Consider the following 16,324-nt stretch of genomic DNA (forward strand, 5'->3'; position numbering starts at 1 on the left):
CGCTCCCCGCCGCCGGACGTCCCGGTGGCGCCGGTCCACCGGTGCGCCGTGCGACCCACCGTGGTGGGCGCGTCGTCGTTGTCCACATCTGTGGACGTCCGTGTGGACACCGTCGACCTTGGAGGACCGCCGAGTCGTGGGCGATGCCGACCACCTGTGGGGCGCATGCTGCGACTTCCTCCGCGGTCAGGTGACCGACGGGGTGTGGATGTCCACGTTCCAGGGCATCCGGGCCGTGTCGGCCGACGACGACCGCCTCGTCCTGGGCGTCCCCAGCGCCATCGTGGCCGAGCGGGTGCACGGCCGCTACCGGTCGCTCGTCGACGAGGCCGTCCTCGCCGCCAACGGCGGACCGCTCGAGCTGGTGGTCGAGGTCCACACCCCGACGACCGACGGCCCCGAACCCGAGCCCGCGCCCGCGCCCCGGCTCGACGTCGCCGCTCCCACCGCCGCACCCGGGCGCGACGGCCAGGACCCCGGCGACAGCGCCGACGCCGACTTCGACCCGTTCCCGCCGCAGGCCGAGAAGATCTTCCCCACCGCCGGGGCCGACCGCCCCCGCGGCGGTCTCGACCCGCTCTACACCTTCGACGACTTCGTGATCGGCCCCTCGAACCGGTTCGCCCACGCCGCGTCCCAGGCCGTGGCCGAGGACCCCGGGGCCGCCTACAACCCGCTGTTCATCTACGGCGACGCCGGGCTGGGCAAGACCCACCTGCTCCAGTCGGTCCGGGCCTACATCGCCCGCCACTACCCGGGCAAGGTCGTCCGGTACGTCTCGACCGAGAGCTTCCTCAACGACTTCATCGAGTGCATCCGCCTCAAGACGATGAACGAGTTCAAGCGTCGGTACCGGGAGCTGGACGTCCTCCTGGTCGACGACATCCAGTTCATCGAGGGCGCCGAGCGGTTCCAGGAGGAGTTCTTCCACACCTTCAACGAGCTGCACGCCCGGCGCAGCCAGATCGTCCTCACCTCGGACCGCTCCCCGGACTCGATCGCCACCCTCGAGCACCGTCTCCGCAGCCGCTTCAAGATGGGCCTGATCACCGACATCCAGCCGCCCGACATCGAGACGCGGCTGGCCATCTTGCGCAAGAAGGCCGAGCGGGCGCCCATCCCGGTGCCCGACGACGTCCTCGAGTTCATCGCCACGAACATCGCCGACAACATCCGCGAGCTCCAGGGCGCCCTCACCCGCGTGTCGGCCTACGCCAACCTCTACCAGCGCGACCTCGGTGTGAGCCTGGCCGAGCAGGTCCTCTCCGACATCCTGGGCGACAGCGCCAGCCGCTCGATCAGCCCGGCCATGATCCTGGAGAAGGTGTCCGAGCGCTACGGCTTCAGCGTCGAGGAGATCACCGGCAAGAGCCGGCGCCGCCCCCTCGTCACCGCCCGCCAGGTGGCCATGTACGTCGTCCGCGAGCTGACCGAGCTCAGCTACCCCGCCATCGGCCGGGTGTTCGGCGACCGCGACCACACCACCGTCATGCACGCGGTGAGCAAGATCGAGGCCCTCATGGCCGAGCGCAAGGCGATCTTCCACCAGGTCCAGGCGCTCGTGCAGGAGCTGCGGAAGGGCGTCTCGTGACCGGCGTCGCCACCTTCGAGCCACGCCCGGCGACGGGTGCGCGGGGGCGACGGGCACGCCGTCGGGCTGTGGACGACCTGCGGACCACCGTGGGGGCGACCCCTGCACGAGCGGTGGAGCGAGCGGGGAGCACGACCCCTCCGCGGTGGACCACCGACGGCCCGACCGGTGGCCAGCCCCGGGCCCTGTGGAGCGCTGCGGATGGCTGTGGATCACGCGCGACCACCCTGACCAGCCGCGATGCGCCGTCATCCACGGTCCACAGGCACCCCTACTTCGATGACCTGGATGTCATCACGGCTGTGGGAGAGTGCACCCCGCACGCCCCCGCCCCCCGACATCCCCAGCACCCCGCTGCGACCCGCAGAGAAAGCGAGCACCGCCGGTGAAGCTCCGTTGCGAACGTGACGACCTGGTCGAGGCCCTGGGCACCGCCGGCCGGGCCGTGGCCAACCGTGGGGGCGCCCTGCCCGTGCTGTCGGGGGTCCGGATGGAGCTGGTCGGTGACACCCTGAGCCTCACCGGCAGCGACCTGGACCTGACCATCTCGGTCACCACGACGGTGGCGGGCACGGCCGACGGGGTCGCGGTGCTCCCGGCCAAGATCGCCTCCGACGTGGTCCGCTCCCTCGACGCCGGGCGCGTCGAGCTCAGCGTCGACGGCGACGAGGCCCAGATCACCTCGGGCCGGTTCTCGTCCACCATCCGCCTCCTCCCGGCCGACGAGTTCCCCCGCCAGGCCCCTCCGGCCGAACACGCGGTCACCCTCGACGCCGGGGACCTGTCCTCGGCCCTGTCGCAGGTCGTCCCGGCGGCCAGCAACGACGACGCCCGACCGATCCTGACCGGCGTCTTGATGGCGGCCGAGGGCGGCGGGCTGCGCCTGGTGGCCACCGACTCGTACCGCCTGGCCGTCCGTGACCTGGAGGGGAGCGCGGTGCTCGAGGAGGGCCAGAGCGTGCTCGTGCCCTCGCGGGCGCTGCGCGAGCTGGTCCGGGCCCTGGGCGACGGCGAGGTCACCCTCCGCCTGGGCGAGCGGGAGGCGACCTTCGAGGTCGGCACGACCCGGGTCACGACCCGCCTCATCGAGGGCGAGTTCCCCAACTACCGGGGGCTGATCCCGTCGACCTACCCGAACCGGATGGTCGTCGCCCGCGACGCCCTCGGCGACGCCGTGCGCCGGGTCCGGCTGATGGCCCGCGAGGCCACACCGGTGCGCCTGACCATGAGCGCCTCGGGGGTCGAGCTCGACGCCGTCACCCAGGACATCGGCCAGGCCAGCGAGGCGGTCGACGCCACCTTCGAGGGCACCGAGCTGACCGTCGGCTTCAACCCCGACTACCTCCTCGACGGCATCGAGGTCGCCCCCGGCGACGAGGTCGTGCTCGAGACCACCGACGCCAACAAGCCCGCCGTCCTCCGGGCCACCGGCCGCGAGGACTTCCTCTACCTGCTGATGCCCGTCCGCATCTGAGCGGGCCGGGGAGGCGGGCTCCGGCCGCATGCAGCTCGACCGCGTCTGGCTCACCGACTTCCGCAGCTACGCGTCCGCCGAGGTCGCCCTGGCCCCGGGCCTGACCGCCGTGGTCGGCGCCAACGGCCAGGGCAAGAGCAACCTGCTCGAGGCCATCGGCTGGATGGGCGGGCTGCGGTCGTTCCGAGCCGCCCCCACCGAGGCCCTCGTCCGGGTCGGGGCCGAGCGGGCCATCATCCGGGGCGAGGGGAGCCGGGCCGGCCGGGCCCTGCTGATCGAGTGCGAGGTGGCCCCGGGCGGGCGCAGCCGGATGCTCGTCAACCGCCAGCCCGTCCGGAGGGTGCGCGACGGGCTCGACTTCCTGCGCGCCGTGGTGTTCGCCCCCGACGACCTCGAGCTGGTCAAGGGGGGCCCGGCCGAGCGCCGGCGCTACCTCGACGACCTGGTGGTGGCCCTCGACCCCCGGCTCGACGCCGTGCGCACCGACCTGGACCGGATCCTCAAGCAGCGCTCGGCCCTGCTGAAGCAGTCCGGCGGGCGCCTCGACGAGGCCATCGCCTCGACGCTGGAGGTGTGGAACGCCCGCCTGGCGCGCGCCGGCGAGGCCCTGGCCGACGCCCGGTCCGAGCTGGTCGCCCGGCTGGGCCCGGTGGTCGAGGAGGCCTACCGGGACCTGGCCGGCGGGGCCGGGGTCGTGCTCGCCTACGACCCCCCGTGGCGGGCCGGGGGCCTGCTCGCGGCGCTGGCCGAGGCCCGCCGCGACGAGCTGCGCCGGGGCGTGAGCCTGGTGGGGCCCCACCGCGACGAGCTGGACATCACCCTGGCCGGGCTCCCGGCGCGCACCCATGCCTCGCAGGGCGAGCAGCGCACGACCGCCCTGGCCCTCCGCCTGGCGGCGGCGCGCCTGGTGGCCGCCGAGCTCGACACGCCCCCGCTGCTGCTGCTCGACGACGTCCTCTCCGAGCTCGACGACGACCGGTCCGCCGCCCTGCTGGCGCACCTGCCACCGGGCCAGACGGTCATCACCACGGCGACGAGCCTCCCGGCGGGCACCGAACCGCAGCTGGTGCTCCGGGTCGCCGGGGGCGAGGTCGTGCCGGCCTGAGGGCGGCCCGCCCCGTCCGGGGTCCCAGTAGGATCGCGCCGGTGCCCTGGGAACCGCTGACGACCGGGCCGGTCCGCCCGTCCCGCCTGGGTGAGACGCTCGACCGCGTCCTCGCCGGGCTCGGGGCGCCGCCCGCGTCGACGCTCGAGGTCGTCGAGCGGGCCTGGCCCGACCTGGTCGGGCCGGCGGCGGCCGCCGCCCTGCACCCGGTGGCCATCCGGTCCGGGAGCCTGGTCGTCCGCACCAGCGACCCGGTGTGGGCCGGTCAGGCCCGGTGGCTCGAGGGGGCGGTGGTGGAGGGTCTCGAGCGGCTGCTCGGGGCCGGGGTGGTCACGGCGCTGGAGGCGCGCGTCGACCGCCGCGGGGACGGGCGCTGAACCGGCGCCAGATGCACCGCCGCCGAGGACCCTGCTGGTAGGATGGGCGACATCGTGATCGCCAGTCTGCGCAAGGGTTCCGACGCTCCGGGAACCAGTCGCAGAGGCGGTCGGAACGGCCCCTCCGGGGGCCCGTCGTCCCCGTGAGCAGCCCGCTCCCCGTCTCTCCCTGAGAGGTCGCGCCCGTGTCGCAGACCACCACCTACTCCGCCTCGTCGATGACGATCCTCGAGGGCCTGGCCCACGTCCGGAAGCGCCCCGGCATGTACATCGGCGGCACCGGCATCAGCGGCCTCCACCACCTCGTGTGGGAGGTCGTCGACAACTCGGTCGACGAGGCCATGGCCGGCTTCTGCGACCGCATCGAGGTCACCCTGCTGGCCGACGGGGGGTGCCGGGTCGTCGACAACGGCCGGGGCATCCCGACCGACGTCAACAAGGAGTTCAAGCTCACCGGCGTCGAGATCGCCCTCACCAAGATCGGTGGCGGTGGCAAGTTCGGCGGCGACGGCTACAAGGTGTCGGGCGGCCTCCACGGCGTGGGCGTGTCGGTGGTGAACGCCCTGTCCCAGCGGGTCCTGGTCCAGGTCGACCGGGACGGCAAGCGGCACGAGATCGAGTTCAGCGACGGTGGTGCCAAGGGCACCAAGCTGGTCGTGGTGGGCGACGCCCCCCGGGGCCGCACCGGCACCACGGTCACCTTCTGGCCCGACGAGAGCATCTTCGAGGTCACCGAGTTCTCGGCCCGCACCCTGCTCGAGCGGTTCCAGATGATGGCCTTCCTCAACAAGGCCCTCCTGATCCGGTTCAAGGACGAGCGGGAGGGTCACGATCCGACCCCGGTCGAGTACAAGTACGCCAACGGCATCGTCGACTTCGTCAAGCACGTCAACGCGACCAAGACCCCGCTGTTCAGCCGCGTCGGGTACTTCGAGCAGGTCGAGGAGGTCCACGAGGTCGAGGTGGCCTTCCAGTGGAACGAGGGCTACCAGACCGACGGCATGCACAGCTTCGCCAACGGCATCGCCACCATCGAGGGCGGGACCCACGAGGAGGGCTTCCGCGCCGCCCTCACCAGCGTCGTGAACAAGTACGCCCGGGCCAAGGGCCTCCTCAAGGAGAAGGACCCCAACCTGGGGGGCGAGGACGTGCGCGAGGGGCTCACCGCCATCATCTCGGTGCGGCTGCGCGACCCCCAGTTCGAGGGCCAGACCAAGGCCAAGCTGGGCAACCCCGAGATCAAGACGCTCGTTCAGCGCGCCACCAACGAGCGCATGGCCGACTGGTTCGAGGAGCACCCCACCGAGGCCAACAAGATCGTCAAGAAGGGCATCGCCGCCCAGCGGGCCCGGGCCGCGGCCCGCCAGGCCCGCGACGCCACCCGGCGCAAGTCGGCCCTCGACGGCGCCGGGATGCCCGACAAGCTGCGCGACTGCTCCAGCCGCAACCGCGACGAGTGCGAGCTGTTCATCGTCGAGGGCGACTCCGCCGGCGGCTCGGCCACCAGCGCCCGCGACCCCAAGACCCAGGCCATCCTCCCCATCCGGGGGAAGATCCTGAACGTCGAGCGGGCCCGCGAGGACAAGATGCTCAAGAACAACGAGATCCAGGCCCTCATCGCCGCCATCGGTGCCGGGATCTCGGGCGACTTCGACGTGACCAAGTCGCGCTACGACAAGGTGATCCTGCTCTGCGACGCCGACGTCGACGGCAGCCACATCCGCACCCTCCTGCTCACCTTCTTCTTCCGCCACATGAAGGAGCTCGTCGAGCAGAACCACGTGTACATCGCCCAGCCGCCGCTGTACTCCACGGTCGTGGGCAAGGAGAAGGTGTACCTGAAGGACGACGCCGCCAAGGAGGCGTTCCTCGCCGAGAACCCCACCCACCGCAAGGAGTTCGCCCGGCTGAAGGGCCTGGGCGAGATGGACTGGCAGGAGCTCAAGGAGACGACCATGAGCGCCGACAGCCGCACGCTGCTGCGGGTGTCGGTCGACCAGGCCGCGGTGGCCGACGTGGCCATCTCCACCCTGATGGGCGACGACGTCGAGGCCCGCAAGCGCTTCATCCAGACCAACGCCAAGGACGTCCGGTTCATCGACATCTGATGTGCGCCCGCGACACCGCATCTGCCTGGCCACCCGGCTGGCGCCTCGCCGGCCACTTCCCCAGGCCACTCGGCTGGCGCCTCGCCGGCCACTCCCCCAGGCCACTCGGCTGGCGCCTCGCCGGCCACTCCCCCAGGCCACTCGGCTGGCGCCTCGCCGGCCCTGCCCCCCGATCGACCCCGAGGTGACCCCCCAGTGAGCGACGACCAGACCCCCACCCCCGACGGCGCCGGCGGCGCCGGTCCTCCCAGCGCGGGCTCGGAGATCGTCGAGCCCTACGAGCCGATCGAGATCGAAGACGAGATGGAGCGGTCGTTCCTCGACTACTCCATGTCCGTCATCGTCTCGCGGGCCCTGCCCGACGTGCGCGACGGGCTCAAGCCGGTGCACCGCCGGATCCTCTGGGGCATGAACGACATCGGCGCCCGCCCCGACCGGCCGTTCATGAAGTGCGCCCGCGTCACCGGCGACGTGATGGGCAAGTACCACCCCCACGGCGACGGCGGCATCTACGACGCCCTGGTGCGCCTGGCCCAGCCCCACTCGCTGCGCCACCCCCTCGTGGCCGGGCACGGCAACTTCGGCTCGCCCGACGACGGCCCCGCCGCCGCCCGCTACACCGAGTGCCGGCTGTCGCCGATCGCCATGGCGATGCTCGCCGACATCGACGAGGACACCGTCGACTTCGGCGACAACTACTCCGGCGAGTTCGAGGAGCCCCTCGTCCTCCCCAGCCGGTTCCCCAACCTGCTGGTGAACGGGAACCAGGGCATCGCCGTGGGCATGGCCACCAACATCCCGCCCCACAACCTGGGCGAGATCATCGACGCCACCACGTTCCTCATCGACAACCCCGAGGCCACCGTCGACGACCTGGTCAACGCCGACATCGTCAAGGGCCCGGACTTCCCGACCGGCGGGCTCATCCTCGGCAAGCAGGGGATCCTCGACGCCCAGCGCACCGGCCGAGGCTCGATCCGCATGCGGGCCGTGGCCGAGATCGAGGAGACCGCCCGCGGCGGCGACCGCATCGTCATCACCCAGCTGCCGTACCAGGTCGGTCCCCGGAACGTCCTGGCCAAGATCAGCGAGCTGGTGGCCACCAAGGAGATCGAGGGCATCAGCGACGCCAACGACGAGTCCTCGGGCGGCGAGACCCGCATCGTCATCACCCTCAAGCGCGACGCCCCGGCCCTGATCGTGCTCAACAACCTCTACAAGCGCACCCCGCTGCAGACCTCCTTCGCGGTGAACACGGTGGCGCTCGTCGACGGCGTGCCCCGCACGCTCAACCTCCACGACGCCCTCCGGCACTACCTGGCCCACCAGGAGGACGTCATCACCCGGCGCTCGGAGTTCCGGCTCAAGAAGGCCCGGGACCGGCTGCACATCGTCGACGGCCTCATCAAGGCCCTCGACCTCATCGACGAGATCATCGCCGCCATCCGGGCCTCGGACGACAAGGCGGCCGCTCGCATCGCCCTCCAGTCCGAGCCGTTCACCTTCACCGAGGTGCAGGCCGAGTACATCCTCGACATGCAGCTGCACCGCCTCACCCGGCTGGGGCGGGCCGAGCTCGAGCAGCAGCAGCAGGAGCTCCGCGCCACCATCGCCGAGCTCGAGGCGATCCTCGGCGACCGCACCGTTCTGCTCCGGGTCATCAAGGACGAGATGGGCGAGATCCGGGCCAAGCACGCCACGGACCGCGTCTCGCAGATCACCTACGACCCGGGCGAGATGAACCTCGAGGACCTCATCGACGACGAGGACCTCATCGTCACCATGTCGGCCAAGGGCTACGTGAAGACCGTGTCGGTCGACGCCTTCCGCAGCCAGGGCCGGGGCGGGCGCGGCGTCTCGGGGGCCAACCTCCGCGACGAGGACTACATCGCCCACATCCTCACCACCACCGCCCACGCGTACCTGCTGTTCTTCTCCAGCCGGGGCCGGGTCTACCGGCTCAAGGCCCACGAGATCCCCATGAAGGAGCGCACGGCGCGGGGCACGGCCATCGTGAACCTGCTGCCGCTCCAGCCCGACGAGAAGATCCGGGCCATCATCGACACGCGGGACTACGAGTCGAACAAGTACCTGTTCTTCGCCACCCGCATGGGCCAGGTGAAGAAGACCCGCTTCACCGAGTACGACTCGTCGCTGCGCGCCGGGCTCATCGCCATCAACCTGCGCGACGGCGACGAGCTGGTGAAGGTCATCCCCTGCAACGAGGGCGACGACATCTTCATGGTGAGCCGGTCGGGGATGACGATCCGCTTCACCCAGGACGACGTCCGTCCCATGGGCCGCTCCACCGCCGGCGTGCGGGGCATGAAGATGAAGCCCGACGACGAGGTCGTGAGCTGCGACGTCGCCCGCGACGACACCTCGATCCTCATCGTCACCGACGCCGGCTACGGCAAGCGGACCCAGCTGGACAAGTTCAACCAGCAAGGCCGCGGGGGCCAGGGCGTCCGGGGCATCAAGCTGACCGCCCGCAAGGGCCGGGTGGTGGCCGCCTTCATGGTCGCCCTCGACGACGAGATCTTCGCCATCGCCTCCGACGGCGTCGTGGCCCGCATGGACGTCCGGGGGATCTCGTCGCAGGGTCGCGACGCGACCGGCGTCAAGGTCATGAACGTCGACGGCGGACGCACCGTCGCCGCCGTGGCACCCGTCCTGGGGGCCGACCCCCCCGACGCCGCCGAGGCCTGACCGTCCCCCCTCGCTGACGACCCCGAGCGGGTCGGATCGCCCTCGCCGAGGGCCGCCCGCCCGCTCGCGCCCGCTCGGAGGTCGTCGTGCCCGTCCCGCCCTGCTCCCCCCGCTCCCGTCGCCGCCCGCCGCCCGGTCGGCAGCGGGGCCAGTCCACCGTCGTCGTCGCCGTCGCCCTGGTCCTCGCCGCCGTCGTGCTGCTGGCGGTCGTCGCCGCCGGGTCCGTCGTGGTCGACGGGGCCCGGGCCCGCACCGCGGCCGACGCCGCCGCCCTGGCCGGCGCGGCCGAGGGCGAGGCTGCCGCCGCCCGCCAGGCGGCCGCCAACGGCGGGCGGATGGTCGCCTACCGGGCCGAGGGCGCCGGGGTCACGGTGACCGTCGCTCTCGGCCGGGCCCGGGCCACCGCTCGCGCCGTGCGCGACGGCACGTGGTGCCGCTCCGAGGGCTCTCGGCCCGGGGTCATCTCGTACACTGAGCCCCCGTGTCCGTCGACTCCGGGTTGAGCGGCCCCGTCGAGGGTCCCACGGTGCCCGCATCGGCGCGCACCGGCGTCGCCTCGCGCGTCGCCCCCCGCGCCGGGGCCCGGCGGGCCGATGCCATCGCCGACGCGGTGAGCGCCCCGTCGTTCCGGGACGGCGGTCGACGACCCCGCCGCCACGGCCGTCGGGTCACCCGGATCGTCCGGCGCATCGAACTCTGGTCGGTCCTGAAGATCGCCCTGGTGTTCAACACGATCATGCTCGGGGTCGCCCTGGGCACCGTCGCCCTGCTGTGGGCCCTGGCCAACACCACCGGCCTCGTCGACGACCTCGAGGGCTTCCTCCGCGACGCCGGCTTCGAGGACTTCCGGTTCCGGGGCAGCGAGATGTTCGAGCAGGTGGCGTTCATCGGTGCCGTCGGCGCCCTGGCCGCCACGGTGTTCATGGTCCTCAGCGCGGCGCTGCTCAACCTCATCAGCGAGATCACCGGCGGCATCCGCTTCGTGGTGATCGAGGAGATCGTCGACGCCCGGTCGGCCGAGCCCGCCCGACCCCCGGCCCCGCTGCCCCTGCCCACGGCCCCGCCCGCCGCCCCGCCCGCGGGCTGGTCCCCGGCCCCGGGGCCCGCCGAGCAGGAGGCGCCCCGCGCGGCCCCCCCGGCCGCACCGGCGCCGTCCCTGTCCAAGGAGCCGGCCGCCCGCCGCCGCGGCGCACCCGCGCCGTCCTCGGCCCCGCCCCCTGCGGGCCGGCCGTCGAGCGGCGATCCGGCGCCCCGCTCGTCGGGGGACGCGCCCGCCCCGCCCGGGGGCCGGACCCGCTCGCGCGCCGGCGGCTCCGGCAGCCGGTCCGGCTCGGGCAGCCGGTCGGGCGGAGCCGGGAACCGATCGGGCAGCCGGTCGGGGGGCGCCGGGAACCGATCGGGTGGGTCCGGGACCCGGACCGGGGGCTCGACGTCGCGCGGGCGCGGACCCCGCCGGCCCCCCACCGCGCCCCTCCGCCCCACCGGCGCCGACGACGACCGGACCGAGCGTCCCGAGGCCGCCAGCTGACCGAAGCGGGCCCCCGGATGCGGGTGGCGTGCCGGTCGGGACGAGCAGTAGTGTCCTCCGACCCGGGGCTATAGCTCAGTCGGTTAGAGCGCACCCCTGATAAGGGTGAGGTCGCTGGTTCGATTCCAGCTAGCCCCACGCATCGGCCCGCCGGCCGACCGGGTGCGGCTCCGGGCCGTGGCGGTCGTGCCGTCGCCCGCCCCCTTCGACCCGGGAGAACCCGTGACCCTGCTCCGTCGTGCGCTCGTGGCCCTGGGCCTGGCCGGGATGGTGGCCGCCTTCGTCCGGCTGCGGGGCTCGGGCGGGACGCCGCCGCAGACGGGCGGCTGGCGAGAGCTGTCCGGCCCGGACCTGCGCTGATGCGGATCGCCGTCGTCGGGCTGGGCGCGGTCGGAGCCCGCGCCGCCCGCCAGCTGGCCTCGACCGAGGGGGTCGACGAGGTCCTTCTCCGCGACATCGACGACGGTCGCCGATCCGAGGTGGCGGCGTCGCTGGGCGCCATCGCCACCCCCGAGCCGCAGTCGGTCACGGCGCCACCCGAGGCCGACGCCGTCGTCTTGGCCCTCCCCGCCGGTGACCACGCCGCCGCCGCCCTGCCCCTGGTCGAGCGGGGCGTCCCCGTGGTGTCGACCTCGGACTCAGTCGGCGACGTCGAGGCCCTGCTCGACCTGGGCCCGCTGGCCGAGGCGGTGGGCACGACGCTCGTCCTCGGAGCCGCCTTCTCCCCCGGGCTGAGCTGCCTCCTGGCCCGGCACGCGGCCGACCTCCTCGACGACGTCACCGAGGTCCACGTGGCCCGCGCCGGCACCGGCGGCCCGGCGTGCGCCCACCAGCACCACCGCGCCCTGGGCGGAAGCGCCATCGACTGGCGCAACGGGGGGTGGCAGCGCCGGGCGGCCGGCTCCGGGCGCGAGCTGTGCTGGTTCCCCGACCCGGTGGGGGCGGCGGACTGCTACCGCGCCGGTCTCCCCGACGCCCTGCTGCTCGTCAACGCCCTGGGCCCGGTCGAGCGGGTCACCGCCCGGCTCGCCGCGACCCGGCGCGACCGGCTCACGGCCCGGCTGCCCATGCTCCGGCGGCCCCACCCCGAGGGGGTCCTCGGGGCGGTCCGGGCCGAGGTGCGGGGCCGGGTCGACGGCCGCTACGAGACCGTCGTCTACGGGGCCTTCGACCGCCCGGGCGTGGCCGCCGGGGCGGTGGCCGCCGTCGCCGCTGTGGCCGCCGTCCGCGGTGACCTCGGCGTGCCCGCCGGCGCCCACGGCCTGGGGGCCTCCACCCGGGCCCGCGAGCTGCTCGGCCAGCTCGCCGTGCGCGGGGTCAAGTCCGCCGCCTTCACCGGCTGAGATCCCGCCCGCGGCGACCATCCGCGCCCCCGGCTGCGGCCCGGCCATCCTGTGCCATCGGTGGTCGCCCGACTGCCCTGCGCAGCGCGCCCCAGGTGGGCCATCCGACTCATTCTGCGTAGCCAGCATTGCGGGTGGTAGTGCGCCCACGTAGAGTGTTCAGCAGTCCGCTGAGGCGACGCTGCGAATAGGCCGAACGACCTATTTGCACCGACGATGCTCACATGCCGCAGCGGGGGGACCGACCAGGGTCTCGGGATGAGACAACGGACAATGGAGGGGCAGATGCCCGCCGTCACGGAAGCAGAAGTTCACCGACTGATCGAGGAGCACCTCCCGCTGGTGCGCCACGTGGTCTTCCAGGTCGCAGTGCACTTCCCGCGCCACGTCGACCGCGAGGAGCTGGCCACCGCCGGCGCCCTCGGCCTGGTCGAGGCTGCTCGTCGCTACGACGAGTCCCGCGGCGTCCCCTTCGACCGCTTCGCCGCCCAGCGCATCCGCGGCGCCATCCTCGACGCCGTCCGCGCCGCCGACTGGGCGCCCCGCTCGGTCCGCACCCTCGCCCGCAAGCTCGAGCAGGTCGAGCAGCAGCTCGCCACCAAGCTCGGCCGCGTCCCCAACGCCCACGAGAAGGCCGAGGCCCTGGGCATGGAGCCCGACGAGCTGCGTCGCCTCCAGGACCGCATGTTCCGCTCGGTCGTCCTCGCCCTCGAGTACGAGGTGGCCGACGACGACGAGGAGCTGACGCTGGTCGACGTCCTCGCCGACGACCACACCAAGGAGCCCTCCGAGGAGCTCGAGAGCCGCGAGCTCCACAGCTACCTCCGCGACGCCGTGCACCTCCTCCCCGAGCGCCACCGCCTGGTCATCGTGGGCTACTTCCTCGAGGGCAAGAAGTCGCAGGACCTGGCCCAGCTGCTCGGCGTGACCGAGTCCCGGATCTCCCAGCTCCGCTCCGAGGCCCTCGCCATGCTGCGCGACGGCATCGAGGCCCAGTACGAGCCGGCGACGGCCGAGGAGCCCACCGGCCGGGTCGCCCGCCGCAAGGCCGGCTACGCCACCGCCATCGGCGGGGCCAGCCAGTGGGGCGACCGCCTCACCGCGGTTGCTCTTCACTAGGTCTCAGTCACTCGTTCGCTGGCGCTCTCTCCGTTCCTTCGAGCTGAGCGGGCTCGCTTGCGCTCGCGCTGAAGACCTTCCCGGAGCCGGACGCCTCGTTCCTCGGCGACACGGCTCCTCTGCGGGGGGAGACCCCCCGCCGCCCCCTAGCGGCTGCGCCGGGCCGGCATCGCTTGCGGGCCATCAGCCGGGGTCTGCCTGAACGTCGTCTGGGCGGCTGCGCCGGGCCACTCGTGCCTCGCGGGAGACCTGGCCGGGTCGCCTTCTCGCGTCGTCCGGCCCGTTGTCGCACCGGCGATCAGCGGAGGAAGGCGAGGAGGGCGGGGATCCTGAGGCGGCCTCCGCCGGTGATGACGTCGCTCAGGAGGCACTCGATGCTGACCGGGTCGAGATCGTCGGCCTGGCCCGGAGCCCGCAGGCGCGCCGCCGGGTTGGGGGCGGGGCGGGGAGGGGCAGCGCTGTCGGCCCCCTCGACCTGGCCCACGAGGACCCGTCGGGCCTCGGCCGGCGAGCCCGGAGGGCTGAGCGTCCCGGTGCGGGCCAGCTCGGCGAGGCAGGCCCGGCCCCCCTCGGCGATGCGGTGGGCGTGGATCTCGATCTCGGTGACGAGGGTCGAGAGGCTGTCGTGGTGGTCGCGCAGGATCCCGGCCCAGGGCACGCGCGCCGCGGCGGCGACCTCCCGGAGCGACGCGATCCCGTTGCGGCTGTCGGGGATGTCCAGCGTGCCCACGGTGGCGGCCCGCATCAGGTCCGCCTCCCGCACCCGCAGGCGCGCCCGATTGAGGTCCTGCAGGGCCCACCCCCAGAAGCGGACCTCCCGGGCGTCGATCAAGAGCTCGAGGGCGACGAAGCGGTACCGGAGCTGCTCCAGGCGGTCGCGCTCCTTCTGGAGCACCTCGACGAGCTGCTCGAGGTGGGCATCCCCGATGGTGTCCGGCACCCCGTTCCATCGGCGCGCGTCCCCCACCGTTGAGCACCAAGAGTGAGGTTCTGCCCCACTCCTGGTCAGGTCACGCGCTCTCCGCGACCTCCGGGGCCGGGGAGGACCCGTCGGGGTCGCCGAGGTCGGGGGCCAGGGCACCCGAGCGCACGACGAGGGCGGCGGCACCGGCGGCGGCACCCAGGGCCACCGCGGTGAGCGCCCGGTCCGTGCCCGCCGGCAACGACGTGGGCAGCACCGCCTTCCACAGGACCGGGAGGCGGACGATCGCCCAGCCGCCGGCCGCGGCCGCCCCGGCCAGGGCGGCGACGGCCCGCAGCACCCGGCCCCGCTGGATCAAGACGATGATCCCGGCCACCGCGGCGATGGCGGGGAGGATGACGACGAGGGGCGACGTCGGGGCGCCGGGGGGGCTCTCGCCCCTCTGGGCCATGCCGGCGACGATGCCGCCGATCCCGGCCACGAGCACCGTCGCCCCCGCCGCGGGCAGGGCCGGGACCACCCGCCCCAAGCCGAGGGCCAGGGCCAGGGCGAGCACGATGGCCAGCGCGGCCCACGGCAGGGGGCTGGGGGCGTCGAGGAGGCGGTAGGAGCCCGAAATGGTGACCTCGTCGCCGTCGACGACGAGGGGGACCGTCCAGGGCACCCCGCGGCGGTGGGCGACCTCGGTGTCACCGGAGAGGTCGCCGGCCATGGAGTGGATGCGGTGGTCGTGCCAGGCCCAACGTCCGTCGGTCGCGACCTCCTCCCACTCGGGCTCGGCCTCGGGGTCGTAGTCCCGGTCGGCCTCGGTGCGGGTGCGGGACTCGTTCAGGTAGGTCGCCGCCGACGCCTGGTTCTCCTCGACCGTGCCGTCCTCCCCGAAGCGGAGGTACGGCTCGCCGGTGTAGCCCGGGACCTCGACCGTGGTGCCCGGCTCCACCTCGAGGAGGAGGAAGCCGTCTCCCCCCACGACCGACGCGGTGATGCCGTCGACCTCGGGGGTGATGTCGGTGACCTCGGAGCGGTAGTCCGTCGGGCCCGGCGGGTCGGCGGCTGCGGGCGACCCCGTCAGCACCACGATGGCGAGGGCGACGACGCTGCCGGCGAGGGCGAGGCGCCGGCCACGTCGAGGGACGGTGGGGCGGAGGCGCACCCGGCCATCATGGCCCGTGGCGCGATCGCCGCTCAGGTCGCGCTCGGGGCCTCAGCCGGGGCGGACCCCGGGTCGGGCCGTGCGGTCTGCCCCGCCCAGGAGGGCGAGGAGGTCGTCGTGGAGGAGGCCGTTGCTGGCGATGCCGCTGCCGTGGCCGGGCCCGTCCTCCCCGTCGAGGGAGGTGAACCTCCCACCGGCCTCGGCCATGATCACCGGCATGGGGGCCAGGTCGTACAGCTCGGCCGCCGGGTCGATCATGGCCTCGACCCGACCGGTGGCCACGAGCACGTAGCCGTAGCCGTCGCCCCAGGTCCGGAGGTGGGCGTCGGTCTGCTGGAGGGCGAGGAGGGCCTCGTCGGACCAGGGCGAGAACCCGCTGGTGCTGATGAACGACTCGTCGATCGACCCCACCGTGCTGACCCGGGCGGGCTCGCCGTTGCAGAAGCAGCCCCGGCCCCGCCCGGCCCAGACCGTCTCGCCCAGCGCCGGGATGTTGATCACCCCGATGGCGATGCCGTGCTCGTCCTCGACCGCCAGGAGGTTGCTGTAGAGCGGCACACCGTGGGTGAAGGCCTTGGTGCCGTCGATGGGGTCGAGGATCCAGCGGCGGCCGCTGGTGCCGGGCGTCTCGGGCTCCTCCTCGCCCAGCACGCCGTCGTCGGGGTGGCGCGAGGCCAGCTCGGCCCGGATCAGGCGCTCCGCCTCGCGGTCGGCGGCGGTGACCGGGGTGCCGTCGCCCTTGCGGTCGACGGCCAGGTCGACGTGGCGGAACCACGGCAGGGTGGCCTGGCCGGCGAGGTGGGCCAGCTCGACCGCCTCGGCCATGAGGTCGAGGTCGGCGGGCGGGGCGGCGGACGCTGACGGCGACGACATGGCGGCATCCTGGCACGCCCCC

The 16,324-nt window shown here is 73.7% G+C and carries 14 protein-coding genes and 1 tRNA gene; 12 read left to right on the forward strand and 3 right to left on the reverse strand.

The window, feature by feature from the left end; genetic code table 11:
* Positions 1 to 136: 136 nt before the first annotated feature.
* The 12 genes from dnaA to HC251_RS00060 all read left to right on the forward strand — a co-directional run bounded on the left by dnaA (position 137) and on the right by HC251_RS00060 (position 13,354).
* Positions 137 to 1,591 carry a chromosomal replication initiator protein DnaA gene (gene dnaA / locus HC251_RS00005; RefSeq protein ID WP_219943280.1) on the forward strand — a complete coding sequence of 485 codons (1,455 nt, stop codon included), beginning with the start codon at positions 137 to 139 and terminating at the stop codon, positions 1,589 to 1,591.
* 385 nt (positions 1,592 to 1,976) lie between these two features.
* The gene (gene dnaN, locus HC251_RS00010; protein WP_219943281.1) at positions 1,977 to 3,065 is read left to right on the forward strand and encodes a DNA polymerase III subunit beta; all 1,089 of its coding nucleotides are present in this window, start codon (positions 1,977 to 1,979) and stop codon (positions 3,063 to 3,065) included.
* Positions 3,066 to 3,093: 28 nt separating this feature from the next.
* Entirely contained in the window at positions 3,094 to 4,170 is a 1,077-nt protein-coding gene (locus HC251_RS00015) for a DNA replication/repair protein RecF (protein WP_219943282.1), read from the forward strand.
* A gap of 41 nt (positions 4,171 to 4,211) precedes the next feature.
* Entirely contained in the window at positions 4,212 to 4,547 is a 336-nt protein-coding gene (locus HC251_RS00020) for a DUF721 domain-containing protein (protein ID WP_219943283.1), read from the forward strand.
* Positions 4,548 to 4,732: 185 nt separating this feature from the next.
* Positions 4,733 to 6,655, forward strand: a complete 1,923-nt coding sequence (locus HC251_RS00025) for a type IIA DNA topoisomerase subunit B (RefSeq protein ID WP_255566549.1) — start codon at positions 4,733 to 4,735, stop codon at positions 6,653 to 6,655.
* 195 nt (positions 6,656 to 6,850) lie between these two features.
* Complete coding sequence (gene gyrA / locus HC251_RS00030; RefSeq protein WP_255566550.1) at positions 6,851 to 9,364, forward strand: DNA gyrase subunit A; 2,514 nt, start codon at positions 6,851 to 6,853, stop codon at positions 9,362 to 9,364.
* A gap of 86 nt (positions 9,365 to 9,450) precedes the next feature.
* The gene (locus tag HC251_RS00035; protein WP_219943284.1) at positions 9,451 to 9,867 is read left to right on the forward strand and encodes a pilus assembly protein TadG-related protein; all 417 of its coding nucleotides are present in this window, start codon (positions 9,451 to 9,453) and stop codon (positions 9,865 to 9,867) included.
* Positions 9,846 to 10,892 carry a DUF3566 domain-containing protein gene (locus HC251_RS00040; protein WP_219943285.1) on the forward strand — a complete coding sequence of 349 codons (1,047 nt, stop codon included), beginning with the start codon at positions 9,846 to 9,848 and terminating at the stop codon, positions 10,890 to 10,892. The genes HC251_RS00035 and HC251_RS00040 overlap by 22 nt, the downstream gene beginning before the upstream one ends.
* 64 nt (positions 10,893 to 10,956) lie before the next feature.
* Positions 10,957 to 11,030 (forward strand) — tRNA-Ile (locus tag HC251_RS00045).
* Positions 11,031 to 11,114: 84 nt separating this feature from the next.
* Complete coding sequence (locus HC251_RS00050) at positions 11,115 to 11,252, forward strand: hypothetical protein (RefSeq protein WP_219943286.1); 138 nt, start codon at positions 11,115 to 11,117, stop codon at positions 11,250 to 11,252.
* Positions 11,252 to 12,235, forward strand: coding sequence for a Gfo/Idh/MocA family oxidoreductase (locus HC251_RS00055; protein ID WP_219943287.1), 984 nt, complete (start codon positions 11,252 to 11,254; stop codon positions 12,233 to 12,235). The genes HC251_RS00050 and HC251_RS00055 overlap by 1 nt, the downstream gene beginning before the upstream one ends.
* A gap of 285 nt (positions 12,236 to 12,520) precedes the next feature.
* A complete protein-coding gene (locus HC251_RS00060; protein WP_219943288.1) occupies positions 12,521 to 13,354 on the forward strand; it encodes a sigma-70 family RNA polymerase sigma factor in 834 nt (277 codons plus the stop codon).
* 298 nt (positions 13,355 to 13,652) lie between these two features.
* Here the strand turns inward: HC251_RS00060 and HC251_RS00065 are convergent, their stop codons facing one another.
* The 3 genes from HC251_RS00065 to HC251_RS00075 form a co-directional block, all read right to left on the reverse strand.
* A complete protein-coding gene (locus tag HC251_RS00065; RefSeq protein ID WP_219943289.1) occupies positions 13,653 to 14,294 on the reverse strand; it encodes a hypothetical protein in 642 nt (213 codons plus the stop codon).
* Between the two features lie 70 nt (positions 14,295 to 14,364).
* Positions 14,365 to 15,429 carry a hypothetical protein gene (locus tag HC251_RS00070; RefSeq protein WP_219943290.1) on the reverse strand — a complete coding sequence of 355 codons (1,065 nt, stop codon included), beginning with the start codon at positions 15,427 to 15,429 and terminating at the stop codon, positions 14,365 to 14,367.
* 51 nt (positions 15,430 to 15,480) lie between these two features.
* Complete coding sequence (locus HC251_RS00075) at positions 15,481 to 16,302, reverse strand: inositol monophosphatase family protein (protein ID WP_219943291.1); 822 nt, start codon at positions 16,300 to 16,302, stop codon at positions 15,481 to 15,483.
* Positions 16,303 to 16,324 lie beyond the last annotated feature (22 nt).

This window comes from Iamia sp. SCSIO 61187 (assembly GCF_019443745.1).
GTDB lineage: Bacteria > Actinomycetota > Acidimicrobiia > Acidimicrobiales > Iamiaceae > Iamia.